A 26,070-nucleotide genomic window follows, 5' to 3' on the forward strand; every position below is an offset into this window, starting at 1 on the left:
CGATATACCAAGGGCGTGATGCCGGCATTTCGCCGCCAGGCCTTGAGGCTCGGCGCTTCGAACAGGCCTGCAACGGAAAGGGAAGACGATGCATGTGATTATCACGGACCCCTCTTGGGTGTCCAAGCGGCGCTCAATCCATTTGAGCGGCACGCAGTTGCTGCTCGCGGGTGTGACCGCGATGCTGGTGCTGCTCATGGCCGCAGCGGGCCTGTACCACTGGGTGTTTCTGAAGGGTGCGCGCGAGAACTGGCCGGTGATCGGCTCTCTGGTCCGCTGGATGGTGCAGGACGAGATGGCCCTGCGCGAGCGTTTCATGCGTGACAACCTCGACGCCATGGCGCGTCGGATTGGCGAGATGCAGGCCAAGCTGCTGCAGCTTGAATCGATCAGTGAGCGTGTGGCCGGCATGGCTGGCATTGACCCCGCCCAAGTGCGCGCCAAGCCGGGTCAGGGCGGTGCCTTGGTCGAGGGGCTGGACAGCCGCCCCCTGTCCATGCAGGAACTTCAAAAGATCATGTCCGATCTGGAGCGTGCCACGCGTCGTCGCACGGACATCATGGCGGTGGCCGAGTCCCGTCTGTTCGAGCAGAAGGTTCGCACCATGATGATCCCGACTTCGCATCCCGTGGAGTTCGGTTTCGGTTCGGGCTTCGGTTGGCGCATCGATCCTTTCACGGGCCGGGCGGCCCTGCACACGGGCATCGATTACCAGACCCCACTGGGCACGCCGGTGCTCGCGGCGGCCGGCGGCGTCGTCGTGACTTCCGAACTGCGACCTGACTACGGCAATCTGGTTGAGATCGACCATGGCAAGGACATGATCACTCGGTACGCCCACAACTCCAAGTTGCTGGTGAAGAAGGGTGACCTCGTCAAGCGTGGCCAGCATGTGGCCTTGTCGGGCAACACCGGCCGCTCGACGGGCCCGCACATGCACTTCGAGGTACTGGTGCGCGGCGTGCCGCAGGACCCCAACAAGTTCATGAATGCCAGCCGTAGTCGCTTGGACCAGCAATTGCGGTTCGCCGCGACCATCCAGCCTAGCGGCTTGCCGCCCAAGCCCACGCGCGTCGTTGAAACGGGAGCCGATGCGGCGCCCGTGGAATCTGCCAATCTCGACGCGGCTCATTCTGCTGCGGCGGCGGCCGCCGCCCAAGCCTCGGTTGCCGGCAAGCCTGCGGTCCTGCCGGTGGCTCCGCGCTGACCCCACGGCCCAAAGAGGTGTTCTACCCGACGGGTAGAATGCGCCGTTCAGCCGCGCCCGACAGCCTGGCACGCGGGCGGCGGGCTTCCATATTCAACCTATCGGTCACCGGATAAGAGTCCCGGACCCGTCCCGCCCATCCGGCGCGGAGGCTGGCCGGGACGCGTCGCGTTCATGGGCATCAACATCCTCACCAAAATCTTCGGCAGCCGCAACGAGCGCCTGCTCAAGCAATACCGCGCTGTGGTCGCGCGCATCAACGCGCTGGAACCTGGCCTGACCCAACTGGACGATGCCGCCCTGCAGGCAAAGACGGCTGAATTCCGTCAGCGTGTTGCCCAGGGCGAAAGCCTGGACAAATTGCTGCCCGAAGCGTTCGCCGTCGTGCGAGAGGCTTCGCGCCGCGTGATGAAAATGCGCCACTTCGACGTGCAGCTGATCGGCGGCATGGCGCTACACCAGGGCAAGGTCGCCGAAATGCGCACGGGCGAGGGTAAGACCTTGACCGCCACGCTGGCGGTCTACCTCAACGCCCTGGCCGGTCAGGGCGTGCACGTGGTGACGGTGAACGATTACCTCGCCAGCCGCGACGCGCGCTGGATGGAGAAGCTCTACAACTTCCTGGGGTTGAGTGTCGGCATCAACCTTCCGCAAATGCCGCGCGAGCAGAAGCAAGCCGCTTACGCCGCCGACATCACCTACGGCACCAACAACGAGTACGGCTTCGACTACCTGCGTGACAACATGGTCTACGAGGCGGCGGACCGCGTGCAACGCGGACTGCATTACGCCATCGTCGACGAGGTGGACTCCATCCTGATCGACGAGGCGCGCACGCCGCTCATCATCAGCGGGCAGGCCGAGGACCACACGGCCCTCTACCTCGCCATCAACAAGCTCGCGCCGCAGCTCACCCGTCAGGAGGGCGAGGCCGATCCGCGCACCGGCGAGGGCGTCATCAAGCCGGGCGACTTCACGGTGGACGAAAAGAGCCACCAAGTCTTCCTAACCGAGTCGGGCCACGAAAAGGCCGAGGCCCTGTTGGCCCAGGCCGGACTGCTGCCCGAGGGGGCCAGCCTGTATGACCCGGCGCATATCTCGCTGATGCACCATCTCAACGCGGGCCTGCGCGCGCGCCACCTCTACCACCGCGACCAGCATTACGTGGTGCAGGAGGGGCAGGTGGTCATCGTCGACGAGTTCACCGGTCGCCTGATGACGGGGCGGCGCTGGAGCGATGGCCTGCACCAGGCCGTCGAGGCCAAGGAAGGCGTGAAGATCCAGGCCGAGAACCAGACCCTGGCCAGCATCACCTTCCAGAACTATTTCCGTCTCTACGGCAAGCTCGGTGGCATGACCGGCACGGCCGACACCGAGGCTTACGAGTTCCAGGAAATCTACGGCCTTGAAACGGTGGTGATTCCGCCGCATCGGCCCAGCCGCCGCCAGGATCAGCTCGACCGCGTCTACAAGAGCACGCAAGAGAAGTACCAAGCCGCCATCGCCGACATCCGCGAATGCTATGAGCGCGGCCAGCCCGTGTTGGTGGGCACGACCTCCATCGAGAACTCCGAAATCATCGATAGGCTGCTTGAAAAAGAGAAGTTGCCGCACCAGGTGCTCAACGCCAAGCAGCACGCGCGCGAAGCGGACATCATTGCCCAGGCCGGTCGCCTGAAGGCCATCACCATCGCCACCAACATGGCGGGCCGTGGCACGGACATCGTGCTGGGAGGCAACGTTGAAAAAACGGTGGAGGCCGTGGAGGCCGATCCCGCGCTCGACGCAGCGGCCAAGCAGCAGAAGATCGACGCTTTGCGTGCTCAGTGGACCGAGGAACACGACAAGGTCGTCGCCCTGGGCGGCCTGCGCATCATCGCCACCGAGCGGCACGAAAGCCGCCGCATCGACAACCAGCTGCGTGGCCGTTCGGGCCGCCAAGGCGACCCTGGCTCGTCCCGGTTCTACCTGAGCCTGGATGACGCGTTGATGCGCATCTTCGCGGGCGACCGCGTGCGCGCCATCATGGAACGCCTCAAGATGCCCGAGGGTGAGGCGATCGAGGCGGGCATCGTCACGCGCAGCATCGAAAGCGCGCAGCGCAAGGTCGAGGCGCGCAACTTCGACATCCGCAAGCAACTGCTCGAATACGACGACGTGGCGAACGACCAGCGCAAGGTGATCTACCAGCAGCGCAACGCCATCATCGACGCGCCAGACCTGTCGACCCAGATCGCCGGCTTGCGTGAGGGGTGCTTCTCCGACCTCGTTCACCAGTACGTTCCCGAGGGGTCGGTGGAAGAGCAGTGGGACTTGCCCGGCCTCGAAAAGGCCTTGCACGACGAATGGCAGCTGAATTTGCCCCTGCGTCAGACCGTGGAGCAGGCCGACGCCATCAGTGACGAGGACATCCTCGAGCAAGTGCTGGCCGCCGCGCATGCGTCCTACAAGGCCAAGGTGGACTTGGTCGGCATCGAGCAGTTCACGCAGTTCGAACGCATGGTGCTGCTGCAGAGCATCGACACGCACTGGCGCGAGCACCTGAGCGCGCTGGACTACCTGCGCCAGGGCATCCACTTGCGCGGCTACGCGCAGAAACAGCCCAAGCAGGAGTACAAGCGCGAGGCCTTCGAGCTGTTCGGTCTCTTGCTCGACGCCATCAAGAACGACGTGACTCGCCTGTTGATGACGGTGCGCGTGCAGTCCAGCGAACAGATCGGCCAGGCCGCCGAGGCACTGGAGCAACAGGGCGAACACCTGAGCAATGTGCGTTACACCGCGCCCACCGAGACCGGCGAGGCCGAGACCCGACTGGATGCCGCCACCGCCGTGGCAGCCGTGCCCAAGGTCGGCCGCAACGACCCCTGTCCTTGCGGCAGCGGCAAGAAGTACAAGCACTGTCACGGGAAATTGAGCTAACCCCTGACTCTCGCCCACTGCGTCTGACTCGCGTCCCCCCGCTCAGGGGGCGCACTCAGCGATCTGGCAAAGCCAGCTCCGCGAGTGCCCGCGCAGAGGGAGCCTCTTTGTTGAAAGAGTTTTCTTATGCCCGTCAACCTCTCCGCCCCGAACCCCGCTGAACTCTTGCCCATTGCGGGCGTACGCATTGGCGTCGCCGAAGCCGGCGTGCGCAAGGCGAATCGCAAGGACTTGACGGTGTTTCTGCTCGATGAGGGCGCGACGGTGGCGGGCGTGTTCACGCAAAACCGCTTCTGCGCCGCGCCGGTGCAGATTGGTCGCGAGCATCTGGCTCAAGCTGGGAACCGTGTACGTGCCTTGGTGATCAACACCGGCAACGCGAATGCAGGGACCGGCGCCGATGGCCTGCGGCGCGCGCGCGAAACCTGCGATGCGCTGGCCCAGCATCTGAACGTCGCGCGCGAGCAGGTGTTGCCTTTCTCGACCGGCGTCATCATGGAACCGCTGCCGCACGACCGAATCATCGCGGGCCTGCCTGCGGCCTTGGCCGATGCCAAGAACGGTGCTTCTGGCGCGCAATGGCTGCGTGCCGCCGAAGGCATCATGACCACGGACACGCTGCCCAAGGCGGTCAGCGCCAGGGCAGACATCGGCGGCGTCACCGTCAGCATCACGGGCATCAGCAAGGGCGCGGGCATGATCCGCCCCAACATGGCGACCATGTTGGGTTACCTCGCCACCGACGCGAAGGTCAGTCCCGCCGTGGCCCGCCAACTGGCCTTCGAAATCGCCGAGGGTTCCTTCAACCGCGTGACGGTGGATGGCGACACCTCGACCAACGACTCCTTCATTCTGATTGCCACCAACCAGGCCGCGCACGCAGAGATCACCTCGTTGGACAGCGCTGAGGGTCACGCGCTCAAGGCCGCGCTGCTGGGCGTGGCGCGTCAGTTGGCTCAGGCCCTGGTGCGCGATGGAGAAGGGGCCACCAAATTCATCACCGTGCGGGTGGAAGGTGGACGCACTGCAGAGGAATGCCGCCTGGCCGCCTACGCGATCGCGCATTCGCCCTTGGTCAAGACCGCGTTTTATGCGAGTGACCCCAACTTGGGCCGCATCCTGGCTGCTGTGGGGTATGCCGGCATCTCCGATCTGGATCAGGGCGGCATCGATCTTTACCTCGACGACGTGCACGTGGCCGTAAAAGGCGGGCGCCATCCGGACTACCGCGAAGAAGACGGCCAACGCGTGATGAAGCAAAGCGAAATCACCGTGCGTGTGGTGCTGGGGCGCGGACAGGCCTCGGACACGGTCTGGACCTGCGACTTCAGCCACGACTACGTGTCCATCAACGCCGACTACAGAAGCTGAAGCCGACTCGGCTGCCTAACGCGCCATGAACGAGCAATTTCTACGTCTGTTGGAACGCGCGGAGCAGGTGCTGGCCCGCGTGGAAGCCATCCTGCAGCCGCCCGCAGGCACCTTCGCGCAGCCGGACTGGGCCGCGTCCATTGCGTTTCGCTACCGCAAGCGCAGTTCGGGTCAGGGGCTGATCGAGCCGGTGCGCCATGTCGGGCGCATGCAATTGGACGACCTGAAGGAAATCGAACCGCAGAAGGACAAGATCCTGCGCAACACCGAGCAGTTCGTGCGCGGTCTGCCCGCGAACAATGTGCTGCTGACGGGCGCGCGCGGCACCGGTAAATCGTCTTTGATCCGCGCCTGCCTGCACGCCTATGCCGACCAGGGCCTGCGCTTGATCGAGGTCGACAAGAGCGATCTGGTGGACCTGCCCGACATCGTGGAGGTGATCGCGCAGCGGCCGGAGAAGTTCATCATCTTCTGCGATGACCTCAGCTTCGAGGACGGCGAGGGCGGCTACAAGGCACTCAAGTCCATCCTGGACGGCTCGGTGGCTGCGGCCACGCCGAACATGGTGATCTACGTGACGAGCAACCGCCGTCACCTGCTGCCCGAGCACATGAAGGACAACCTGACATACACCACCAGCGAGGACGGCGAGATCCATCCGGGTGAGGTGGTGGAGGAAAAGATTTCCCTCTCTGAGCGCTTCGGCCTGTGGGTGAGCTTCTACCCCTTCAGCCAAGACGAGTACCTGAGCATCGCCGTGCAGTGGTTGCGCTCCTTCGGTGTTGGCGAGGCCGACATCACCAAGGCGCAGCCCGAGGCCCTGGTGTGGGCTCTGGAGCGCGGCTCTCGCAGCGGACGCGTGGCCTACCAGTTCGCGCGCGACTACGCGGGGCGGCACGGCGCATGAAGTCCTCACGCGCGTCACGCCGTGCATACGCCGTCGCCCGAGGGGGGCGGGCGCTCTTGTGCTTGGTCCAGCGGAGGCCCGCATGAGCGAACCCCGCCAGCACACCGAAGTCGCCGTCGGCATCCTGATCCGGGAGGACGGCGCGCTGCTGCTGTCCAGCCGGCCCGAGGGCAAGCCCTATGCCGGTTATTGGGAGTTCCCGGGCGGCAAGCTGGAGGCGGGTGAAACCGTGGCCCAGGCCCTGAGGCGTGAGCTGATCGAGGAACTGGGCGTGACCATTGCCGACGCCGAGGTCTGGAAGGTCACCGAGCACGACTACCCGCACGCCCTGGTGCGCCTGCACTGGTGCAAGGTGCGCGCCTGGTCGGGCGAGTTCGAGATGCGCGAAGGTCAGCAAATGGCTTGGCAGACCTTCCCGCTCACGGTCTCGCCCGTGCTGCCGGGCGCCTACCCGGTACTCGATTGGCTGGAAGCGGAATCCCGCGGCGCCTCGCTCACGCGTTGATCTGCATCGCTGGCCGCGCCTGCACCCGCGTCAGCCAGGCTTGCACGTGAGGGTGCGCGTTCACCGGCGCCCCGACGTAGACGCTGTAGCCGATGACGGAACCCACCACCAGGTCCACCAGCGAGTATTCCGTGCCCAGCATCCAGGGCTGTGCGGCCAGGCGCGCATCCAGCAAGGCCAGCAACTGGTTCAGTCCTTGGCGGGCGGCTTCGGCGTGGACCGGGTCACGCAGCGCTTCCTCGCCTTGCGTGGCGACCTGCAGACGCACCAGCACCGCGCCGTAGGTCACGTAGGCCCAGGTGCACCAGGACATGGCCTGCAGGTGCTCTGGCGTGCCGCCTTTGGGCCACAACCCGCGCTCGACACCGAAGCTGTGGCCCAGCCACAGGTGGATGGCCAAGGCCTCGAACATGGGCGCGCCGTTCACGGTCAGGGTCGGCACCTTCCCATTGGGGTTGAGCGCCAGGTAGTCCGGGCGGCGTTGCTCGCCCGCGCGAATGTCGACCTTCACACGTTCGTGCGGCACGCCCAGTTCGACCAGGGAGCAGGCGATGGGGGTGGCGCTGGACATGGGGTGCCAGTAGAGGACGATGGACATGGAAAGCTCCTGGGAGGTGGTTAAAAGGTGTGCGCACTGTAGATGCCATTGCGGACAGTTTTAGCCCTCAATCAAGGGTAGAGTGCGGCCATGCTGAGTTCTTCCTCCCGCCTGCTGCGCCTGCTGTCCCTGCTGCAGACCCGCAGCCATTGGGGCGGGACCGAACTGGCCGAGCGTCTGGCCGTGCACCCGCGCACCCTGCGGCGCGACATCGACCGGCTGCGCCAGCTGGGTTACCCGGTGCACGCGAGCAGTGGTGTCGCGGGCGGTTACGCCTTCCGGGCGGGCCAGGCCCTGCCGCCCCTGATGCTCGACGACGAGGAGGCCTTGGCGGTGTCGATCGCCTTGCGCACGGCCACGGCGGGCGCGGTGGGCGGCATCGAGGAACCCGCCTTGCGCGCCCTGGTCAAGTTGGAGCAGGCCATGCCCGCGCGCCTGCGCCGCCGCGTGGACGCCTTGCGTTCGGCCATCCTGCCCCTGGACCGCACCGGCCCCATCGTGGATGCCACGCTGCTGGCTACGTTGGCGGCGGCCTGCCGCGACCAACTGCGGCTGGATCTGAGCTACACCGACATCCGGGGGCGCAGTGCCCAGCGGGCGTTGGAGCCTCAGGGCGTGGTGCACACGGGGCAGCGCTGGTACCTCGTGGCCTGGGACCTGACGCGCGCCGACTGGCGCACCTTCCGTCTTGACCGCATCGTCGGCGAACCTGTCGTGGGTGCGCATTTCGCGCCGCGCCCTGGGCCCGAGGGCGGTGACCTGCGCGCCTACGTGTCACGCTCTCTGGCGGTGGCGCCTTATCCCGAGCAGGCACGCGTGATGCTGCAGGCGCCGCACGAGGTCATGGCGCGCCGTATTCCGTCCTGGGCCGGCGTGGTGCAGCCGCTGGACGCCCAGCGTTGCCTGCTGGAATGGGGCGCTCAAGGGCTTGATCCGCTCGTGTATTGGTTGATGGCCTTGGAGGTGGATTTCGAGGTGCTGGCGCCGACCGCCCTCAAGGACCGCGTGCGCGCGGCCGCAGAGCGCGCCCTGCGCTGCACGAGGAAGTGAGGTCAAGCTCGATGTGGCGCCGACCCCCTGGCGGCGTCACTGTAGGCGCGGATCGCCGTACTGCTCGTCTTCTGGGGGTGCTTCCGTGGGCACGCGAAAACTCTCGCTGGCCCATGCGCCCAGGTCTACCTTCTTGCAACGGTCGCTGCAGAAAGGGCGGTAAGGGTTGCTGGGGGCGTAGACGCTGTCGCCACCACAGCGGGGGCAGGGTACCACGCGGGCCTGGTGCTGCTGCTGGGGCTTGGTTTCGCTCGGTGGGCGATTCATCACGGCAACCTCGACACCCTCAGGAGCAGAGGGTCAGTTCAAAGCTGGTGTCTTCGGTGCAAGCGTGCAGGCGGTCGTTGTCGTCCTTGCGCATCAGGCGAATGGACAGCATCAGCCGGTTGCCGCTGATCTCGGGGATGAGCCCCAGCGCCGGGTCGATCACCAGGCGCAGCAATTGGAAAGCGCGGCCCTGCGGCAGGCCCTGCTGGTATTGGCCGCCATTGGCCAGCACCTTTTGCGGCACGCCCGAATCGCGTTGCAGCGTGAGCAGCAGTGTGATGGCCGCGGCGAGGGGCGTCAGCGGGCTGATCCAGCGGTGCAGGTCGGCGCGGCGGCGCTCGGCGCTTTCGTTCTGCCAGGCGAAGTAGGCGGGCAGGTCGAAGGCGCAGGCACCGCCAGGAATGTTGATGCGGCTGCGGATGCCCATGAGCCACTCGTTTTCCATCAACATGGCGCCGGTCTTGCCCGTCAGGCTGGTCAGTTGCCCGTAGCTTTCGTCGAGCTGTTGCAAGACTTCATCCAGCACAGCTTGGGCGATTCCGGGTTTGTCTCGGTAGCCGTTGAGCATCTGCTTTTGCTTCTCGAGATCGCGCAGTACCTCGGCGCGCAGGTCGGAGCGCATGCCGACCTCCATCACCTCGAACAGGCTGGCGAGTGCGTAATGGTGGTCCAGCGCTTCCTCGCGCGCGACCAGTTCGAGCAGGCGGCGAAACAGACTCTCCAGTCGGAGGTAGGTCCGTATGCGTTCGTTGAAGGGGTATTCGTAAGTGATCACATCAATGGGCGCGGACTCTGCGGCAATCATAGCCGGGCAAATGGTCCGAGGGTTGGACTCTTCGGGCAAATACCGTGTCAAAAGCTCAGCAATGTCACCAAAGCCGTGATCTGCGCTTCCAGCTCGGCCAGGCTGATACCGTCGTTACAAATCACGTGGTCTGCAGCTTCCAGGCGCTGATCTCGGCGGGCCTGCTGGGACATGATGGCCTCTACTTCGCTGCGAGTCAGGCCGCTGCGGGTTCCCACCCGGGTGATCTGGGTGGCCGGGCTGCAGTCCACGACCAGAATCCGATCGAGCGCCTCACGCCAAGTGCGACGTCCATCATGGCGTCGGGTCCAGCTGGATTCCACCAGCAGCGGCACATCGTAGACGATGCAGCGCGCTCCTTCAGCGACCGCCAAGGTGGTCATCGCTTCGGTTTGCGCGTGCACCAGGGGATGCACGATGCCTTCGAGCCGCAGACGCGCAGACGGGTCGGCAAACACGCGCTGCCGCATGCGCGCACGATCGAGCGAGCCATCCGCGGCGATCATCTCCGGGCCGAACGCAGCGCGCAAAGCCTCGATCGCCGCGCCTTTTGGCGCTGTGGACGCGCGTGAGATGGCATCCGCGTCGATCACCACGGCGCCCCGTGCGGCAAGCATGGATGCCACCGTGCTTTTGCCGCTGCCGATGCCACCGGTCAGCCCCAGGCGCAGAGTGACGGGTGGACTGGCGAGCGGCGGAGTTGTGGGGAGGATGGCCGAGGGCATGGGCGCTATTTCAGCACGAGCCCAAAATCCGTCAGGCGCAGCCCCAGGGTGGAATAAAACGGTTCATGGCCCGACGCCATGATCACCAGCCCTGCGGCAGCGAGAAACGGCCCGAAGGGAATGTAGAGCGGTGCCCGCGTGGCGGAATCGTTCTGCATGATCTGGGGCGTCGCGCGCCTTTGCCGCCAAAGCAAGGTCAACCCGACCAGCGCGCCCAAGCTGGATGCGAGCAACAACAGGGGCGGCAGGGCCGCCCAGCCCAGCCAGCCTCCGAGCGCGGCCAACAACTTGAAGTCCCCGTGACCCATGCCCTCGCGGCCCGTGGTCCAGCGGAAGGCCGTCGCCAGCAACCACAGGCTCAAGTAGCCGGCCGCCGCGCCCCAAAAGGCATCGATCAGGGCTGTCCCGGTCCAGCCCAGTGCGGCCCCGCCCAGACCAGTCCAAAGCAATGGCTGGGTCAGTGGGTCGGGCAGCAGGTAGGTATCCAGGTCAATCAGGGCCAGTGCCAGCAGGACGGCGCAGAAGCCGCACCAGGCCAACACGTTGACCAGCTGCGTGGGGCCTGAGAGCGCCGCGCACCCGGCAAACAGCAGGGCCGTTCCGAGTTCCAGCAAGGGATAGCGCAGGCCGATGGAGCCATGGCAGGCCGAGCAACGACCACGCAACACCGCGTAACTGAGCAGTGGGATGTTCTCATGCCAGCGCAAGACATGACAGCAGCGTGGGCAGTGGGAGCGCGGTCTGAGCAGCGAAAACTCGGGCTCAGGTTGCGGAGTGGGGAGGGGTGAGTCGGGGTTCGCGGCCGTTGCGGTGGCTGCCGAGTTGAGTTCGGCATGCCATTGCCGCTCCATCATCTTGGGTAGTCGATGCACAACCACGTTGAGGAAGCTGCCGATCAACAAACCCAACAGCGCGAAAGCGCCGACAAAGTCGGCGTCTTGAATGTCGATGTGCAAGTTCATGTGCCAACTTCCTCAGACAATCTGACCCAGCTGGAAAATCGGCAGATAGAGCGCGATCACGATACCGCCTATCACCAAGCCCAGGACCAGGATGATCAGGGGCTCAAGCAAACTGGACAGCCCCGTCAGCAAATCACCCACCTCGGCCTCGTAGAAGTCAGCGACTTTGTTCAGCATCGCGTCGATTGCGCCGGACTCCTCGCCGATCGAGCACATTTGCAGCGCCAAGGCGGGGAACGCCCCGCTGCGTTCCATCGCGAGTGCCAGGCTGGTACCCAGGGCAATTTCCCTCTGAACGAAGTCGGTCGCCGCGTCGTAGACACGGTTGCCCGCCGCGCCCCGCACGGCCGCCAGGGCTTGCCCCAAGGGCACCCCGGCACCATGCAATGTGGCGAGCGTGCGCGTCCAGCGCGCGAGACAGGCTTTTTCGATCAGAGGACCGAGGATAGGCGCTGCAAGCATGGCGCGATCCCGCCAGGCCTGCAGCGCGGGTTGGCGTCGCAGCCCGTGCGCAGCGGCGCAAACACATGTGACCAGCAGCGTCAGCAGCACGGGCCACCACCGGGCCATGAACTCGCTCATGCCCATCAACAGCAGCGTTGGCGCTGGCAGGTCCGCGCCGAAAGAGCGAAATACCTCATGGAAGGCGGGGATCACAAGCACCATGATGACCGACACCACGAGCAGGGCCGTTGCAACCACCACCGCAGGGTACATCAGAGCCGCGCGGATTCGGGATCGCAGCGCCAGCCCTTTTTCAAGGTGAAGGGCCAGCCGTTCAAGCATTGTGTCCAGCACGCCCGCCGTTTCGCCGGCTTCGACAAGGCTGCAGTAAAGGCGGTCGAAATGGCGTGGGTGCCTGCCAAAGGCCGTGCTCAACGAGGTTCCCGCCTCCACGTCGGCGCGGATGCCTAGCAGCAGGGTAGTCAAGCTGGCATTGGCTTGTCCGCGCGCCACGATGTCGAAGCCGCGCAGCAGCGGGACGCCCGCTTTCGTCATCGCCGCGAACTGCCGAGTGAAGACGGCAATGTCCTTGGAGGTGATCCTGCGCCGCGGTGCGGTCCACCACCGGCGCTCAATTCTCGTGGGCAAGATGCCCTGACGGCGCAAGGCCAGTCTGACCTCTTGCGGATTGGCGCAGCGTAATTCCCCTCGAACCCTACGGCCCTCGCCGTCTTCGCCCTCCCAAGCGTAATTGACGGCAGGCAGCGCGTTCGATTCGGCGGAAAAGGCGTTGTGCGGCATGACGTTCATCATCGCTGCTCGATTGCACGCCTGGAATGGGGCCTCGGTTTTCACAGTGCACAGTGCAACGGCGCAAAAAGAAGGCTTCATCTTGATCGTGGTGCTTTTCGCGTATCCGCCGCTGCTACGAAACAGTTCACCGTGATCCCAAATGAAAAGGGTTAGCGGCCCCTAGGCTGCTAACCCTTGAATTGGTTGGTCGGAATGAGAGGATTCGAACCTCCGACCCCTTCGTCCCGAACGAAGTGCGCTACCAGACTGCGCTACATTCCGACTGATTCAATGCGCGGAGTCAATGAAGAAACCACGCCTTGCCGCTACTCGCCAAATCAGGATTGACGGGCAAGCAGCTGAGTCGCCAATTGTACCAAACTGGCGCTGTGCGGATTCGCAGGCAGACCTTGAATGACGGAGATTGCGCGTTCCGCCTCCCGGCTGGCAGCGGCCCGGGCCACCTCCAATGCGCCCGTGCGGCGCACGATGTCGATCACGTCTTGTAGCACCTGCGCGTTTTGCGCCTCGTCGTCGTCCAGGCCGCTTTCAATGGCGCCGCGGATGAGTTGGCGCTCGGACTCCGTGCCTCGCTGCATGGCGGCGATCAGGGGCAGTGTGGCCTTGCCTTCGCGCAGGTCGTCGCCCAAGCTCTTGCCCATGACGGTGGCGTCGCCCGCATAGTCCAAGACGTCGTCGATGACCTGAAAGGCCGTGCCCAGTGCCTGACCGTAGTCGGCGCAGGCTGTTTCGAGCGCAGCACCCGCTCCAGCCAGGATGGCGCCACAGCGGGCGCTGGCCTCAAACAGTTTCGCTGTCTTGGAGCGAATCACCTGCACGTAACCTGCTTCATCCAGATCAGCGTTGTGCATGTTCATCAACTGTTGCACTTCGCCCTCGGCGATCACGTTGGTGGCTTCGGCCAGCACTTCCATGATGCGCATGCTCTGGGCTTCCACCATCATTTGGAAGGCGCGCGAATACAGAAAATCACCGACCAGCACGCTCGCCGCATTGCCGAAAGTTTCGTTGGCTGTGGGGTTGCCCCGACGCAGCTTGGAGTCGTCCACCACATCGTCATGGAGCAAGGTGGCCGTGTGAATGAATTCCACCACGGCGGCGAGCGAATAACGGTGCGGGCCCGTGTAATTCAAAGCGCCGCTGACCAATAGCAGCAGGGCCGGGCGTAAGCGCTTGCCGCCCGCGCCGATGATGTAGCGCGCAACTTGGCCGACCAGGGGCACACCCGAATCGAGTCGCTCGCCAATGACCCGGTCCACTTCCCGCATGTCGTCGGTGATCAGGCTGAGTGGTGCGGGCGGGGGGGATGAAGACACGACGGCGAGGGGGGCGAGCGAAAGAAGTGCGCGATTATAGGAAGTGGTGTCTAGGCTTGCCGGGCACCGCCCTGGTTTTCTGATCAATGCCATGGCATCAGCCCCATGTGGCGGGCCTGGTGACGCCGTTGGCCGAAAGCAGTCGGTCGTGATAGAATCTTGGGCTCCGTGGAAATCCGTCTGCGGGGGGTTCTTGCGCTGGCCAATTCAGATTGGAGCGGGTGCAAGGAATCGGAAACCGATTTCTCAAGAGGTCAATATGTACGCGGTCATAAAAACCGGTGGCAAGCAGTATCGCGTTGCCGCTGGCGAAAAGATCAAAGTAGAACAGATTGCTGCGGACGTGGGCCAGGAGATCGTCATCGACCAGGTGCTGGCCGTCGGAAACGGCGCTGAGCTGAAAGTCGGGACGCCCCTGCTGTCCGGCGCGACTGTCAAGGCCACCGTGGTGGCGCATGGCAAGCACGACAAGGTGCGCATCTTCAAGCTGCGCCGTCGCAAGCACTATCAGAAACACCAGGGGCACCGCCAGCAGTTCACCGAGCTGCAGATCGGCGCCATCTCCGCATAAGGAGCAGCAGACATGGCACAGAAAAAAGGCGGCGGCTCGACGCGAAACGGGCGTGATTCCAAGCCCAAGATGCTGGGCGTGAAGGTGTTCGGCGGCCAGCAGATCAGCGCCGGCGCGATCATCGTGCGCCAGCGTGGCACCAAGTTCCACCCCGGCGTGAACGTCGGCGTGGGCAAGGACCACACCCTCTTCGCCCTGGCGGACGGCGTGGTGTCCTTCGCGACCAAGGGCGCGCTGAGCAAGCACACGGTCAACGTGACCGCGGCGTGATGCCGGCGGCCTGAGTGCCGCCTCTTTGGCACTCTCGCACAAAACCCTGCGCCCACGCTGCCAGTGGGGCGCAGGGTTTGTCATTTCTAATCGCTGAAAATCAACGCACCTTCCTTGCGCCATGAAGTTTGTAGACGAAGCCTTGATCGACGTCGCCGCCGGCGACGGGGGGAACGGCTGCGTTTCCTTCCGGCACGAAAAGTACAAAGAGTTCGGGGGCCCCAACGGTGGGGACGGTGGACGCGGCGGGCATGTTTACGCCGTGGCCGACCCCAACCTCAACACCTTGGTGGACTTCCGCTACACGCGCCGTTTCGAGGCTCAGCGCGGTGAGCATGGCATGGGTTCGGACATGTTTGGCGCGGCGGGCTCCGACATCACGCTCAAGATGCCGGTGGGCACCTTGATCTGCGACGCAGAGACCGGCGAGGTGCTTTACGAGCTGCTCACGCCGGGTGAAGTCATCACCATCGCCAAGGGCGGTGACGGCGGCTTTGGCAACCTGCGTTTCAAAAGCGCGATCAACCGCGCCCCGCGTCAGAAGACGCCCGGCTGGCCGGGTGAGAAGAAGAGCCTGCGACTCGAACTCAAGGTGCTGGCTGATGTCGGCCTGCTGGGTTTGCCCAATGCGGGCAAGTCCACCCTGATCACTGCCATTTCGAACGCGCGGCCCAAGATTGCCGACTACCCCTTCACCACCCTGCACCCCAATCTGGGGGTGGTGCGCGTTGGGCCCGAGCAGAGCTTCGTGGTGGCCGACATTCCGGGCCTGATTGAGGGAGCGTCTGAGGGCGCGGGCCTCGGGCATCAGTTCCTGCGCCATCTGCAGCGCACGCGCCTGCTGCTGCACGTGGTCGATTTGGCGCCCTTTGACGACAGTGACCCGGTGGCGCAGGCCAAGGCCATTGTGGCGGAGCTGAAGAAGTATGACCAGTCCCTGCACGACAAACCGCGCTGGTTGGTGCTCAACAAGCTGGACATGATTCCGGTCGAGGAGCGCGAAGCGCGGGTCAAGGACTTCGTCAAGCGCTACAAGTACAAGGGCCCGGTGTTCCAGATCTCCGCGCTGACGCGCGAGGGCTGCGAGCTGCTCGTCAAGTCTGTGTATGAGCAGGTGCGGATTCAGCAGAAAGCCGAGCAAGGACCGGCTCCGGAAGAGATCGATCCGCGTTTCAAGGATTTGCCTGACCAAGCATGAACCAGCAAGCAACGCACACCCTGCTGCGCGAGGCGCGCCGCATCGTGGTCAAGGTCGGCTCCAGCCTCGTGACCAACGAGGGGCGGGGGCTGGATGAAGCGGCGATCGAGGAGTGGAGCCGCCAGCTGGCCGCTCTGGTCAAGGACGGTCGTGAAGTCATCATGGTGTCCAGCGGCGCGATCGCCGAGGGCATGAAGCGATTGGGCTGGACTAGCCGCCCGAAGGAAATCCATGAACTGCAGGCCGCCGCCGCGGTCGGGCAGATGGGTCTGGCGCAGATGTACGAAACCCGCTTGCGCGCCCACGGCTTGCCCAGCGCCCAGGTGCTGCTGACGCATGCTGACCTGGCCGACCGAGAGCGTTACTTGAACGCGCGTTCGACCTTGCTGACCTTGCTGGATTTGGGCGTGGTCTCGGTCATCAATGAAAACGACACAGTGGTCACGGACGAGATCAAGTTCGGCGACAACGACACCTTGGGTGCTCTGGTGGCCAACTTGGTGGAAGCCGACGTGCTGGTGATCCTGACCGATCAAAAAGGACTTTACACCGCCGATCCGCGCAAGGACCCGGCCGCGCAGTTCGTGCACGAGGCGCGGGCGGGCGATCCGGCCCTGGAACAGATGGCCGGTGGCGCGGGCAGCAGCATCGGCAAGGGCGGCATGATCACCAAAATCCTCGCCGCCAAGCGCGCCGCCGGTAGCGGCGCCAGCACCGTGATCGCCTGGGGGCGGGAGCCGAACGTGCTGCTGCGTTTGATGAAAGGCGAGATGAGCAGAGCGGGGGATGACACGCATCCCCTAGGCACGCTGTTGGTGGCACAGACTGGCAAGACGCAGGCCCGCAAGCAATGGATGGCTGACCATCTTCAACTGCGTGGCTCGGTGCTTGTCGATGCGGGCGCGGCACGCAAGCTGCGCGAGGACGGCAAGAGCCTCCTGCCGATAGGAATGACAGCCGTTGAGGGGGAGTTCTCGCGGGGCGAGGTGATCGCCGTGCGCGATGAACAGGGTTCCGAAATCGCCCGAGGCCTGGCCAACTACGCCAGCGCCGAGGCCCGCTTGCTCTGCCGCAAGTCCTCGTCTGAGATTGAAGCGCTGCTCGGCTACGTTGGCGAGCCTGAGATGGTGCACCGGGACAATCTGGTGCTCATGAGAACGGTCTGAAAGCGGCCCGATCCAATTTCTGTCCGGCCTCAATTGCGTATGTCCCGGACCTCTTTCTCACGGCCGGCCCCGCTCACGGGGGATTCCCCCGCTGCTTTGGTCAAGTGTCTTTGCGCTGGTCGCAGGCCTCATCAACACTGTGAGGTGTTTCCGGAGGCAGGACATACGCGGCTTGAGGATCAGGATCAAAACTTGCCCCCGGAGGCAACTCCAATTCCTGACCATGGAGATTTGGCAGGTGACTGCCACGTGGCCCGATCTCTGCCCCATCACGCGACTCGCGGTTCGCGCGGTGCCCCTGGCGCAGGTAGCGGTTACGCTGTTCAGCGCGGGGTAAAAAACGCGCGAGTTCTGTCAGCGCCATCTCATAAACGCCCCGCTTGAATTCGATCACGGCCTCCAGCGGCACCCAGTAATCGTTCCAGCGCCAGGCGTCGAACTCCGGATGGTCAGTCGCGCGCAGATTCAGGTTCCAGTCATGGCCCAGCAGCTGCAGCAGATACCAAATCTGCTTCTGACCCTTGTAGTGGCCCCGTGCTTCGCGTCGGATGTAGCGGTCCGGCACCTCGTAGCGCAACCAGTCACGGGTTCGGGCGACGATGCGCACATGTTCCGGCTTGAGCCCGACTTCCTCGCCCAGTTCCCGGAACATCGCTTGCTCCGGGGTTTCACCCCGGTCAATGCCGCCTTGCGGGAACTGCCAGGAATGGGTGCGGATGCGCTTGCCCCAGAAAACCTGGTTCTTCTGGTTGAGCAGGATGATGCCGACGTTGGGCCGAAAGCCGTCCCGGTCAAGCATAATCAAACCCCAAATTTTTAAACTGAGTCCATTATGCACGGCCCTTGCGCCGGATCAAAGTGGACTCCTCGTGTGATCAGGCCTGCTTCGGGCCCCCAGTTCTGCCGTTCCCCCATGAAAGCCTCCCAGTTCCTCATTTCCACGCTCAAGGAAGCCCCGGCGGACGCCGAAGTCGTGAGCCATCAACTCATGACGCGCGCCGGCATGATCAAGAAGCTCGGCGCCGGCATCTACACCTACATGCCCATGGGGCTGAGGGTTATCAACAAGGTGGCGGCCATCGTGCGCGAGGAAATGAACCGCGCGGGCGCCATCGAGCTGACCATGCCCGTCATTCAGCCGGCCGAGCTGTGGCAAGAGACGGGACGCTTCGAGAAGATGGGCCCCGAGTTGCTGCGCATCCAGGACCGCCACGAGCGTGACTTCGTCGTGCAGCCTACCAGCGAGGAGGTCGTGACGGACATCGCGCGGCAGGAGTTCAAGAGTTACAAGCAACTGCCCAGGAACCTGTACCAGATCCAGACCAAGTTCCGCGACGAGCGCCGCCCGCGCTTCGGTCTGATGCGCGGGCGCGAATTCATCATGAAGGACGCCTACAGCTTCGACCGTGACCCGGCCAGCGCTCAAATCAGCTACCAGGCCATGGCCCAGGCCTACCGCGCGGCCTTTGACCGCTTTGGCCTGCGTTATCGCGCCGTGGCTGCTGACAGTGGCGCCATTGGCGGTGATCTGTCCGAGGAGTTCCAGGTGATTGCCGCCACGGGCGAGGACGCGATCATCTATTGCCCAAGCAGCGACTACGCGGCCAATATCGAGAAGGCGGAGGCCCTGGCGCCGAAAGGCCCACGTCCGACACCCGGCAAACCGCTGACCAAAACACCCACCCCCGGCAAGAGCACCTGCGCGGACGTCGCCGCGCTGCTGAACGTGCCGCTGCAGACCACGGTCAAGTCCTTGGTGCTGGCCACGGACGAACTGAACGAGAAGGGCGAAGTCATCAAGAGCCAGGTTTGGCTGCTGCTGCTGCGCGGCGACCACGACATGAACGAAGTGAAGGTCGGCAAGCTGCCAGGGTTCGAGCAAGGTTTCCGCTTCGCGACCGAGACGGAAATCGTCGACCACTTCGGTTGCAAGCCCGGCTACCTGGGGCCTCTGAGCCTGAAGCGACCGGTGCGCGTCGTCGCGGATCGCGAAGTGGCCGTGATGGCCGATTGGATCTGCGGCGCGAACGAAGCGGACTTCCACCTCACCGGCGTGAACTGGGCGCGCGACCTGCCCGAGCCGGAATTGGTGGCCGACATCCGCAATGTGGTCGAAGGGGATCTGTCACCCGACGGCAAAGGCCTGCTGGCCATTGAGCGCGGCATCGAGATTGGCCACATCTTCTACCTGGGCACCAAGTACAGCAAGGCCATGAACGCGACCTTCCTGGACGAGAACGGCAAGCCCCAGTTCTTCGAGATGGGCTGCTACGGCATTGGCATCACGCGCCTGCCGGCCGCCGCCATCGAGCAGAACCACGATGCCAAGGGCATCATCTGGCCCGACGCCATCGCGCCGTTCACGGTGGTGGTCTGCCCCATCAACCCCGACCGCAGCCCGGAGGTCAAGGCCGCCGCCGACAAGCTCTACGCCGAATTGCTCGCGGCGGGCGTGGACGTGATCTTGGACGACCGCGGCGAGCGCCCCGGTGTCATGTTCGCCGACTGGGAACTGATCGGCGTGCCGCACCGTGTGACCATCGGGGACCGCACGCTGAAGGAAGGCAAGGTCGAGTACCAGCACCGTCGCGACACCGAAGCCACGCCGCTGGCCGTGGGCGAGGCAGCAGCCTTCGTGCTGGGCAAGCTCAAGCGCTGAGCCTCAGGGCTACGGGGCACTGCAGCACTGAGGCACTGAACCCAGAGCCTATCGCGCAAGATCTACTGCAGAAACCCCGCGCGGGTCTTGCCGTTGCCGGGGCGCGGCAGGTCGTCCGCCGTGAGTGCGTCGCGTTCGGCCAGGCGCGCATTGCCGAAACCTGTCATCAGTGCGCGTCGCATTTCGCGCGGCGCAAGCTCGGCCAGGGCATCCAGCACTTCCTCCGCCGCCTCGGGTTCGAAGCGCCGTCCCCAACCATGCTCCTGGCGGATCGCGCGGTACAGCCGTTGCGCGATGGCGCGCGCCTGCTCGCGCGTGGGCGCGGGCACCTCGAACACATTCATGCGGTTCAGGATGGGGTCGGGAATCGCGCGTTCGTCGTTGGCCGTGCTGATCCAGATGACTTGGCTCGCGTCGATGGCCACCTCGGCGAACTCGTCGACGAAGGCGTGCGCCGTGTCGTGCTCCAGCAGGCCGTAGAGCGCGCCAAGCGGGTCGTACTGGGCCTCCCCGGCGGCCTTGTCGATTTCGTCCACCACGATGACGGGGTTGGCGTACTGGCCGTCCACCAAGGCCTCGAAGACCTTGCCCGGTCGCGACCCCTTCCATTGCGAGGAGGCGCCCGAAAGCAGCCAGCCCGCTGTCATTGCGCTCATGGGCACCAGGCTCATGCCTGTGCCCAGCAGGGCGGCGAGTTGGCGCGCGAAATGGGTCTTGCCCACGCCGGGCGGACCCAGCAGCAGCATGGGCGTGATCTCCAGTCCGTCGCCGCTGTCCTGGCTCAACGCGACATGGCGCTTCACGTCGTCCAGCACCTCGGTGAAATTGGGCAGGTCGTCGTAGAGCGCGCTCATGTCGGGCACACCCGCGGGCTTGACCTGGAAGCGCTCCGGGCCGCGCTCCAGCATGCGGGCGTAGGTGCTGCGCAAGCTTTCGTGTTCGCGTTCGGGGAGCTTGGCGAGCTTGCGCTCCACCTCGCCGGGCTCAAACACGCTGCGCATGCGTGCGATCGGCAGACGCAAGGCGGGACCTTGCGGAACCAGGGAATGCGGTGAAGCCATCGTGGGTCTCTCCAGGCAACAGCCGATCGGCGAAGGCGATGGGTGATCGGCCTGGAAATATTCAAGCACAAGCCGTGCCGGTGCTCAAGATGGCAAAGCCGGGAACCAGGCCCGGCTTGCAGCTTTTTTGAAACGATCGGTGAAGGCAGGGTGGCGCGCAGTGGCGCCTCATCCCTCACCGTGGCCACTCAGGCCGTGGTGGCGAGAACCTTCTGCAGTTCACCGCTTTCGTACATCTCCATCATGATGTCCGAGCCGCCAATGAATTCGCCCTTGACGTAGAGCTGCGGGATGGTCGGCCAGTTGCTGTATTCCTTGATGCCCTGGCGGATTTCGTCGTCCTCCAGCACATTGACCGTCTTCACGGTCTTCGGGTCCACGCCGCTGGCTTTGAGAATCTGAATCGCGCGGCCGGAAAAGCCACACATCGGGAAGCTGGCGCTGCCCTTCATGAACAGCAGGATGTCGTTGCCCCTGACGAGCTGGTCGATGCGTTGTTGGGTGTCGCTCATAATCGGTTTCCTCCGGAAGATTCCGCGATTATTTCACTTCCTTTTTGCGTCTGCACCCACCATGAAAATCACCAAGGACACTGCGGTTACCCTGCGTTACCGCCTCACCGAAGCGAGCAGCGGCCAGTTGCTTGAGGACGGCAGCGAACCCAGCGCCTACCTGCACGGCGGCTACGGCAACATCTTTCCCAAGGTCGAGGCGGCGCTGGAGGGGCAGGAAAAGGGCTTCCAGCTGAAGATCACCTTGCCGGTGGAAGACGCCTTCGGCGAGCGCGATGAAAGCCTGGTGCGTGTCATCCCCAAGTCCGAGTTTCCGCCGGGGGTGAAGGTGGGCGGTCATCTGGAAGGCCGCAGCGACGATGGCCAACCCATGCATTTCCGCGTGGTCAAGATCAAGGGGCCGCAGGTTCACCTCGATGGCAATCACCTCTTGGCAGGCCTGGCGCTGAAGCTGGACTGCACCGTGCTCGACGTGCGCGCTGCCACGGCCGAGGAAATTGCCCATGGACACGTCCATGGCGCTCACGGCCATCAACACTGAAGCAGGGGCAGCGCGCGTTCATCAAAGGCTCGCCGGGCGTTGCGCCCGGGCTTCCTCACCACCGCGCTGACACGACCCGCCCGACGACAGAAATTGCCGACTCGCATGCAACTCATCGATTGCACCCTCGAAGCTCACGGCGAGGCCATCCTCGCCATCCTCAACGACGCCATCGTCCGTACCACCGCCTTGTACGATTACAAGCCGCGCAGCATGGACAGCATGAGCACCTGGTTCCAGGCCAAACGCGCGGGCGGTTTTCCTGTCATCGGTTTTGTCGATGGCGAAGACGGGACGGGCGAGTTGCTGGGCTTCGCCAGCTACGGCACTTTCCGCAACTTCCCGGCTTTCAAGTACACGGTCGAGCATTCTGTTTATGTGCACCACGCCCATCGCGGCAAGGGGTTGGGCCGCAAGCTGCTGCAGGCCGTCATTGAACGCGCGCGTGCCCAGCAGGTGCACGTGATGGTCGGCGCCATCGACGCCACCAATAGCGGCAGCATCGCGCTACATGAACAACTGGGCTTCAAGCCCTGTGGTGTCGTGCAGCAGGCGGGATTCAAGTTTGGGCGCTGGCTGGATCTGGCCTTGTACCAGTTGATGTTGGAGACGCCGGAGCAGCCGGTGGATGGGTGATGTACCGTGGATTTTTTGATCCGAGTAGATTTATCCCTCGTTTGGGGGATGGGGCAAAAGGAGATGTGCTCTTAAGATCAAAAGTCAAATTTTAAAAAATGGAGTTTTTGATGCGAGTATTGCTGGTAGCTGCGGCGGTATGTTTTTCTCTCCTGGCAGGTGGCTGTGCGAGTTTTACAGCGCCGCCCTACTCTGCTGACTACCCAGCACTTGACGCGCTAAAGCGTAGTTCGGCAGGTAAAGTCAATGTTGGGAGAGGGCAGCCGGATGGCCCTGAGGAAGCAGTAAATAAGATCACATTGCGCGGAGCGGCGCTGCGTGCAGAAGGCACTACTTTCGCAGGTTACGTCGCCCAAGCCATGGCTTCTGATCTCAAGCAGGTCGGGCTGCTCGATTTGGCATCGTCGCGCAAGATCGACCTTCTCTTATTGAAGAACGATATCGATGTATCGGGAATTAGTGAAGGGAAAGGTGTTATCGAGGTCCGACTCACCATTACTGATCTTGAGCGGGTAGTGTTTCAGAAAAATTATGCTGCGCAAACAAAGTTTGCATCTGCTTTCTCTGGTGCTACCGCTATTCCCATCGGGCAGGCGGAATACCCAAATTTGGTTCGCGCTTTGTTAGCCAATATTTATCGGGATCCAAATTTCATTCGTGCTCTAAGCGGACCATGATCGTATTCAAAAATTACTAAGAGATATACGATGATGACAATCTCAAATGGTTTCGCCTTTGCTCGGCGAACAGGGCATGTGTTGTTCGTTGGTATTGCGACTGTGTTGCTGGCGGCGTGTGCTCACCCTATATCGATTGAGCCAAAAAATGTACCGGAGCGCGGTACTGATTTGTCACCAAAAAAAGTGGCATATGTTATGAGTTCCGCTGATAGGCAAAAGCAGTACATCTCCGAAGGGGGTGGAGGTGACAGAGTTACTTACTATCCCTATCGAGACTTTGAGCGCGGACTGCGAGCCGCATTGTTCTCTGTCTATGCTGATGTGACTGCCGTTGCCTCTTCTTCTGACAAAGCTGCGTTGCGTGACGCCAATGCGGCATATATATTTATTCCGGAAATTACGACATCTTCTTCCTCGCCATCTGCCCTCACCTGGCCTCCGACTAATTTTGGGTTCTATCTCTCGGTTGATGTCCTAGATGCCGGCACTTTGCCGATTGCCAAATTGCGCGTGAGTGGAAATGGAACGGCTGAATGGGGGGAGTTCAAGCATGATTTTGGCTTGGCGGGGCGACGAGCCGTTGAAGATGCAGCTCGTGCGCTAGTTGATGAGATTCGGCGTAACGAGAGACTGCGTTGAAAAATGTGAAGCCTTTGCTTAACTTTTCAGCAGTCCCCGTTTCTCAATAAACCCCACCACCTGATCCAACCCCGTCAGTGATTTGAGGTTGGTCATCACAAACGGCTTCGCACCGCGCATGCGCTCGGTGTCGGATTTCATGATGTCCAAGTTCGCGCCCACGTGCGGCGCGAGGTCGGTCTTGTTGATGACGAAGAGGTCGCTCTTGGTGATGCCGGGGCCGCCCTTGCGTGGGATCTTCTCGCCGGCCGCGACGTCGATGACGTAGATGGTCAGGTCGCTCAGCTCGGGGCTGAAGGTGGCGGCCAGGTTGTCGCCGCCGGACTCCACGAACACGATGTCGGCGTTGGGGTACTCCTTCAACATGCGGTCGATGGCTTCGAGGTTGATGGAGCAGTCCTCGCGGATGGCCGTGTGCGGGCAGCCGCCGGTTTCCACGCCCATGATGCGCTCGGGCGGCAGCGCACCGCTGATGGTGAGCAGGCGCTGGTCTTCCTTGGTGTAAATGTCGTTGGTGATGGCCACGAGGTCGTAGTGCTCGCGCATGGCCTTGCAGAGCATTTCAAGCAGGGTGGTCTTGCCGGAGCCGACCGGACCGCCGATGCCGACGCGCAGGGGCGGCAGGGTTTTGGTACGACCGGGGATGTGGTGAAGTTTCTGAAGTTCGGCGGGAGTGTTCATATCGAGGTCCTTGCATGCGCTTCGCCGCTTCGGCAGGCTCCGCGCAAACGTGCGTGGTGTGGTGTGTTGTGCAAACCGGGGTGATTCAGGAGCGGAACAATCTTGAGTACTGGGTTTCGTGCCGACTGCTCAGGATGGCCAGCATGGGGCTGTAGGCCTGGCGTTCTTCATCGGGCAGGCGCAATGCGTGTTCGACGGCGGCGGGAATTTCCGCTGCGAGACGCGCCAGGATGCGCTGGCCCGAGGTCTGGCCCAAGGGCACGGCCTTGAGCGCGGCCTGCATCATGTTCTCGGCCCAGCCGAAGGCGTAGGCCAGCAGCACGTCCCGTTCTCCCGCAGGCGCGGTGTGCGCGCCGCATGGCCCTGCGGCGCAGAGCGCGTACATGACCGGATAGCTGGGCTCCAGGGTGGCGGCAAAGTCGAGGACAGCCGCGTCGGCGCCGGGCAGGTGGCGCAGCCATTCGCGCAGCGAACGGCCCATCTGTTCGGTCTGCAGGCGCAGCTCGGCGCTCTCGCGGGTCTGCAACAGCCAGGTGTTGAGGGTGCGGATGCGTGCCGTGTCGCCGCGTCGCCAGGCGCGCAAGGCCTGGGCGATCACGGCCAAGTCCGAGCGCGCGAGGGTGAGGTGCAACTGCTCCACCAGCCAATGGGCGGCCTGGGTTTCGTTGCCGACCCGCCCGGCGTCGATGGCGGCTTCCAGTCCTTCCGAGTAGGAAAAACCGCCCACGGGCAAGGCGGGCGAAGCCAGCCAGAGTAGGTGCAACAGGCTGGCGGGCGCCAGCGCGGGTGCCGCCGTCTCAGTGCTTGTAAGGGTGGTGCGCATGTCCATGGGCGTGTCCATGGTCGTGGTCATGATCATGGTGTTCATGATCGTCGTGGCCGTGGCTATGCGCGTGTGCGTGCCCTTGCGAGTGACCATGGTCGTGTGCGTGGTCACCGTGTCCGTGGGGGGCGTCATGGTCGTGGCTGTGGCCGTGTGCATGGTCATGCGCACTGTGTCCATGCGCAGGGTCATGCACACCGTGTTCATGCGCGTGACCGTGACCACCGTGCCCTTGCGCGTAGGCACCGCCTTCGGGCTCGAAGGCATCGTGCTGTTCGCTCACGATCAGGTGCATGGCGCGCAGCATGTCGGCCAGCACGTGGTCGGGTTCGATCTTCAGGTGGTCGGGCCGCAGTTCGATGGGCACGTGGCGGTTGCCCAGGTGGTAGGCCGCGCGCGTCAGGTCGAAGGGCGAGCCGTGTTCAGCGCAGGCGGTGATGCGCAGCACGGGCTGGGGCGCGGCCACGACACGGATCAAGGAACCGTCTTCCGCCACCAGCACGTCCCCGCCGCGCACCAAGGTGCCACGCGGCAGGAAGACGCCCAGCTCGCGACCGGAAGAGTCGGTGGCAGCGAAGCGGCTTTTCTGTCGCACGTCCCAGTCGAGTTCGATGGTGGGTGCGCGTTGCACCAGGACCTTGGCCAGGCCCTGGCCTTGAGACAGCAGTTTGGAGACGGTGAGCATGCGACGGAGTGTAGTCCTCGGCCCGACGGCGCTCGCCGCCTGTCTGGACAAGGGCGTGG

General features: G+C 63.8%; 29 protein-coding genes and 1 tRNA gene. 16 read left to right on the top strand and 14 right to left on the bottom strand.

The features are described 5' to 3' along the window. Nucleotides 1-88: 88 nt before the first annotated feature. From ACLBKS_RS01525 to ACLBKS_RS01545, 5 genes are all read left to right on the top strand, one after another. A complete protein-coding gene (locus tag ACLBKS_RS01525) occupies nt 89-1,207 on the top strand; it encodes a M23 family metallopeptidase (protein ID WP_410191030.1) in 1,119 nt (372 codons plus the stop codon). A gap of 174 nt (nt 1,208-1,381) precedes the next feature. Then, the gene (gene secA, locus ACLBKS_RS01530) at nt 1,382-4,126 is read left to right on the top strand and encodes a preprotein translocase subunit SecA (protein WP_410191031.1); all 2,745 of its coding nucleotides are present in this window, start codon (nt 1,382-1,384) and stop codon (nt 4,124-4,126) included. 126 nt (nt 4,127-4,252) lie between these two features. Beyond that, on the top strand, nt 4,253-5,497 hold the full coding sequence (gene argJ / locus ACLBKS_RS01535; RefSeq protein ID WP_410191032.1) for a bifunctional glutamate N-acetyltransferase/amino-acid acetyltransferase ArgJ: 1,245 nt from the start codon (nt 4,253-4,255) through the stop codon (nt 5,495-5,497). 25 nt (nt 5,498-5,522) lie between these two features. Then, on the top strand, nt 5,523-6,404 hold the full coding sequence (locus ACLBKS_RS01540) for an ATP-binding protein (RefSeq protein ID WP_410191033.1): 882 nt from the start codon (nt 5,523-5,525) through the stop codon (nt 6,402-6,404). Nucleotides 6,405-6,486: 82 nt separating this feature from the next. After that, nucleotides 6,487-6,909: an NUDIX domain-containing protein gene (locus tag ACLBKS_RS01545; RefSeq protein WP_410191034.1), complete on the top strand. Its 423-nt coding sequence runs from the start codon at nt 6,487-6,489 to the stop codon at nt 6,907-6,909. Here the strand turns inward: ACLBKS_RS01545 and ACLBKS_RS01550 are convergent. Next, nucleotides 6,899-7,507 carry a glutathione S-transferase family protein gene (locus ACLBKS_RS01550; protein WP_410191035.1) on the bottom strand — a complete coding sequence of 203 codons (609 nt, stop codon included), beginning with the start codon at nt 7,505-7,507 and terminating at the stop codon, nt 6,899-6,901. The two genes, ACLBKS_RS01545 and ACLBKS_RS01550, sit on opposite strands and share 11 nt — an antisense overlap. A gap of 90 nt (nt 7,508-7,597) precedes the next feature. On the opposite strand from ACLBKS_RS01550, the gene ACLBKS_RS01555 reads away from it, so the two are divergent. Further along, on the top strand, nt 7,598-8,557 hold the full coding sequence (locus ACLBKS_RS01555) for a helix-turn-helix transcriptional regulator (RefSeq protein ID WP_410191036.1): 960 nt from the start codon (nt 7,598-7,600) through the stop codon (nt 8,555-8,557). A gap of 36 nt (nt 8,558-8,593) precedes the next feature. On the opposite strand, the gene ACLBKS_RS01560 is transcribed toward ACLBKS_RS01555, so the two are convergent. From ACLBKS_RS01560 to ACLBKS_RS01580, 5 genes are all read right to left on the bottom strand, one after another. Next, entirely contained in the window at nt 8,594-8,824 is a 231-nt protein-coding gene (locus ACLBKS_RS01560; RefSeq protein WP_410191037.1) for a DNA gyrase inhibitor YacG, read from the bottom strand. A gap of 19 nt (nt 8,825-8,843) precedes the next feature. Continuing rightward, nucleotides 8,844-9,599 (bottom strand): cell division protein ZapD, encoded by a 756-nt coding sequence (zapD, locus tag ACLBKS_RS01565; RefSeq protein WP_410191433.1) that lies wholly within the window; start codon nt 9,597-9,599, stop codon nt 8,844-8,846. Nucleotides 9,600-9,676: 77 nt separating this feature from the next. Further along, entirely contained in the window at nt 9,677-10,354 is a 678-nt protein-coding gene (coaE, locus tag ACLBKS_RS01570) for a dephospho-CoA kinase (protein ID WP_410191038.1), read from the bottom strand. Nucleotides 10,355-10,359: 5 nt separating this feature from the next. After that, complete coding sequence (locus ACLBKS_RS01575; protein ID WP_410191039.1) at nt 10,360-11,316, bottom strand: prepilin peptidase; 957 nt, start codon at nt 11,314-11,316, stop codon at nt 10,360-10,362. Nucleotides 11,317-11,328: 12 nt separating this feature from the next. Continuing rightward, nucleotides 11,329-12,561 (bottom strand): type II secretion system F family protein, encoded by a 1,233-nt coding sequence (locus ACLBKS_RS01580; RefSeq protein WP_410191040.1) that lies wholly within the window; start codon nt 12,559-12,561, stop codon nt 11,329-11,331. Here ACLBKS_RS01580 and ACLBKS_RS01585 point away from each other — a divergent pair. Beyond that, on the top strand, nt 12,560-12,706 hold the full coding sequence (locus ACLBKS_RS01585) for a hypothetical protein (protein ID WP_410191041.1): 147 nt from the start codon (nt 12,560-12,562) through the stop codon (nt 12,704-12,706). The two genes, ACLBKS_RS01580 and ACLBKS_RS01585, sit on opposite strands and share 2 nt — an antisense overlap. 51 nt (nt 12,707-12,757) lie before the next feature. On the opposite strand, the gene ACLBKS_RS01590 is transcribed toward ACLBKS_RS01585, so the two are convergent. Further along, a tRNA-Pro gene (locus ACLBKS_RS01590) sits at nt 12,758-12,834 on the bottom strand. Nucleotides 12,835-12,890: 56 nt separating this feature from the next. After that, on the bottom strand, nt 12,891-13,841 hold the full coding sequence (locus tag ACLBKS_RS01595; protein ID WP_410191434.1) for a polyprenyl synthetase family protein: 951 nt from the start codon (nt 13,839-13,841) through the stop codon (nt 12,891-12,893). Nucleotides 13,842-14,148: 307 nt separating this feature from the next. Between ACLBKS_RS01595 and rplU the strand changes: the two genes are divergently transcribed. The 4 genes from rplU to proB all read left to right on the top strand — a co-directional run bounded on the left by rplU (nt 14,149) and on the right by proB (nt 17,094). Then, complete coding sequence (rplU, locus tag ACLBKS_RS01600) at nt 14,149-14,460, top strand: 50S ribosomal protein L21 (protein ID WP_006296171.1); 312 nt, start codon at nt 14,149-14,151, stop codon at nt 14,458-14,460. Between the two features lie 12 nt (nt 14,461-14,472). Further along, nucleotides 14,473-14,730 carry a 50S ribosomal protein L27 gene (gene rpmA, locus ACLBKS_RS01605; RefSeq protein ID WP_006296170.1) on the top strand — a complete coding sequence of 86 codons (258 nt, stop codon included), beginning with the start codon at nt 14,473-14,475 and terminating at the stop codon, nt 14,728-14,730. A 121-nt stretch (nt 14,731-14,851) separates the two neighbouring features. Next, on the top strand, nt 14,852-15,928 hold the full coding sequence (cgtA, locus tag ACLBKS_RS01610; RefSeq protein ID WP_410191042.1) for an Obg family GTPase CgtA: 1,077 nt from the start codon (nt 14,852-14,854) through the stop codon (nt 15,926-15,928). Beyond that, on the top strand, nt 15,925-17,094 hold the full coding sequence (gene proB, locus ACLBKS_RS01615) for a glutamate 5-kinase (protein ID WP_410191043.1): 1,170 nt from the start codon (nt 15,925-15,927) through the stop codon (nt 17,092-17,094). Before cgtA ends, proB begins: the two co-directional genes overlap by 4 nt. Before the next feature lie 100 nt (nt 17,095-17,194). Here proB and ACLBKS_RS01620 read toward each other — a convergent pair whose 3' ends face one another. Continuing rightward, entirely contained in the window at nt 17,195-17,893 is a 699-nt protein-coding gene (locus ACLBKS_RS01620; protein WP_410191435.1) for an RNA pyrophosphohydrolase, read from the bottom strand. A gap of 114 nt (nt 17,894-18,007) precedes the next feature. Here ACLBKS_RS01620 and ACLBKS_RS01625 point away from each other — a divergent pair, with 114 nt between their 5' ends. Continuing rightward, a complete protein-coding gene (locus tag ACLBKS_RS01625; RefSeq protein ID WP_410191044.1) occupies nt 18,008-19,753 on the top strand; it encodes a proline--tRNA ligase in 1,746 nt (581 codons plus the stop codon). Between the two features lie 62 nt (nt 19,754-19,815). Here the strand turns inward: ACLBKS_RS01625 and ACLBKS_RS01630 are convergent, their stop codons facing one another. After that, nucleotides 19,816-20,814: an AAA family ATPase gene (locus ACLBKS_RS01630; RefSeq protein WP_410191045.1), complete on the bottom strand. Its 999-nt coding sequence runs from the start codon at nt 20,812-20,814 to the stop codon at nt 19,816-19,818. Nucleotides 20,815-21,002: 188 nt separating this feature from the next. Next, entirely contained in the window at nt 21,003-21,326 is a 324-nt protein-coding gene (gene grxD, locus ACLBKS_RS01635) for a Grx4 family monothiol glutaredoxin (RefSeq protein ID WP_410191046.1), read from the bottom strand. Nucleotides 21,327-21,387: 61 nt separating this feature from the next. Between grxD and ACLBKS_RS01640 the strand changes: the two genes are divergently transcribed. The 4 genes from ACLBKS_RS01640 (at nt 21,388) to ACLBKS_RS01655 (ending at nt 23,822) form a co-directional block, all read left to right on the top strand. After that, nucleotides 21,388-21,867, top strand: a complete 480-nt coding sequence (locus ACLBKS_RS01640) for a peptidylprolyl isomerase (RefSeq protein ID WP_410191047.1) — start codon at nt 21,388-21,390, stop codon at nt 21,865-21,867. Nucleotides 21,868-21,972: 105 nt separating this feature from the next. After that, complete coding sequence (locus tag ACLBKS_RS01645) at nt 21,973-22,503, top strand: N-acetyltransferase family protein (protein WP_410191048.1); 531 nt, start codon at nt 21,973-21,975, stop codon at nt 22,501-22,503. A 98-nt stretch (nt 22,504-22,601) separates the two neighbouring features. After that, entirely contained in the window at nt 22,602-23,180 is a 579-nt protein-coding gene (locus tag ACLBKS_RS01650) for a hypothetical protein (protein WP_410191049.1), read from the top strand. A gap of 30 nt (nt 23,181-23,210) precedes the next feature. Then, nucleotides 23,211-23,822, top strand: a complete 612-nt coding sequence (locus tag ACLBKS_RS01655) for a hypothetical protein (protein WP_410191050.1) — start codon at nt 23,211-23,213, stop codon at nt 23,820-23,822. 18 nt (nt 23,823-23,840) lie between these two features. Here the strand turns inward: ACLBKS_RS01655 and ureG are convergent, their stop codons facing one another. The 3 genes from ureG to ureE form a co-directional block, all read right to left on the bottom strand. After that, a complete protein-coding gene (gene ureG / locus ACLBKS_RS01660; RefSeq protein WP_410191051.1) occupies nt 23,841-24,503 on the bottom strand; it encodes an urease accessory protein UreG in 663 nt (220 codons plus the stop codon). An 85-nt stretch (nt 24,504-24,588) separates the two neighbouring features. After that, nucleotides 24,589-25,326, bottom strand: coding sequence for an urease accessory protein UreF (locus tag ACLBKS_RS01665; RefSeq protein ID WP_410191436.1), 738 nt, complete (start codon nt 25,324-25,326; stop codon nt 24,589-24,591). Then, on the bottom strand, nt 25,301-26,011 hold the full coding sequence (ureE, locus tag ACLBKS_RS01670; protein ID WP_410191052.1) for an urease accessory protein UreE: 711 nt from the start codon (nt 26,009-26,011) through the stop codon (nt 25,301-25,303). The genes ACLBKS_RS01665 and ureE overlap by 26 nt, the downstream gene beginning before the upstream one ends. Between the last annotated feature and the right edge of the window lie 59 nt (nt 26,012-26,070).

Origin of the sequence: Hylemonella sp. W303a, from assembly GCF_046452315.1 — a bacterium.
Taxonomy (GTDB): domain Bacteria; phylum Pseudomonadota; class Gammaproteobacteria; order Burkholderiales; family Burkholderiaceae_C; genus Hylemonella.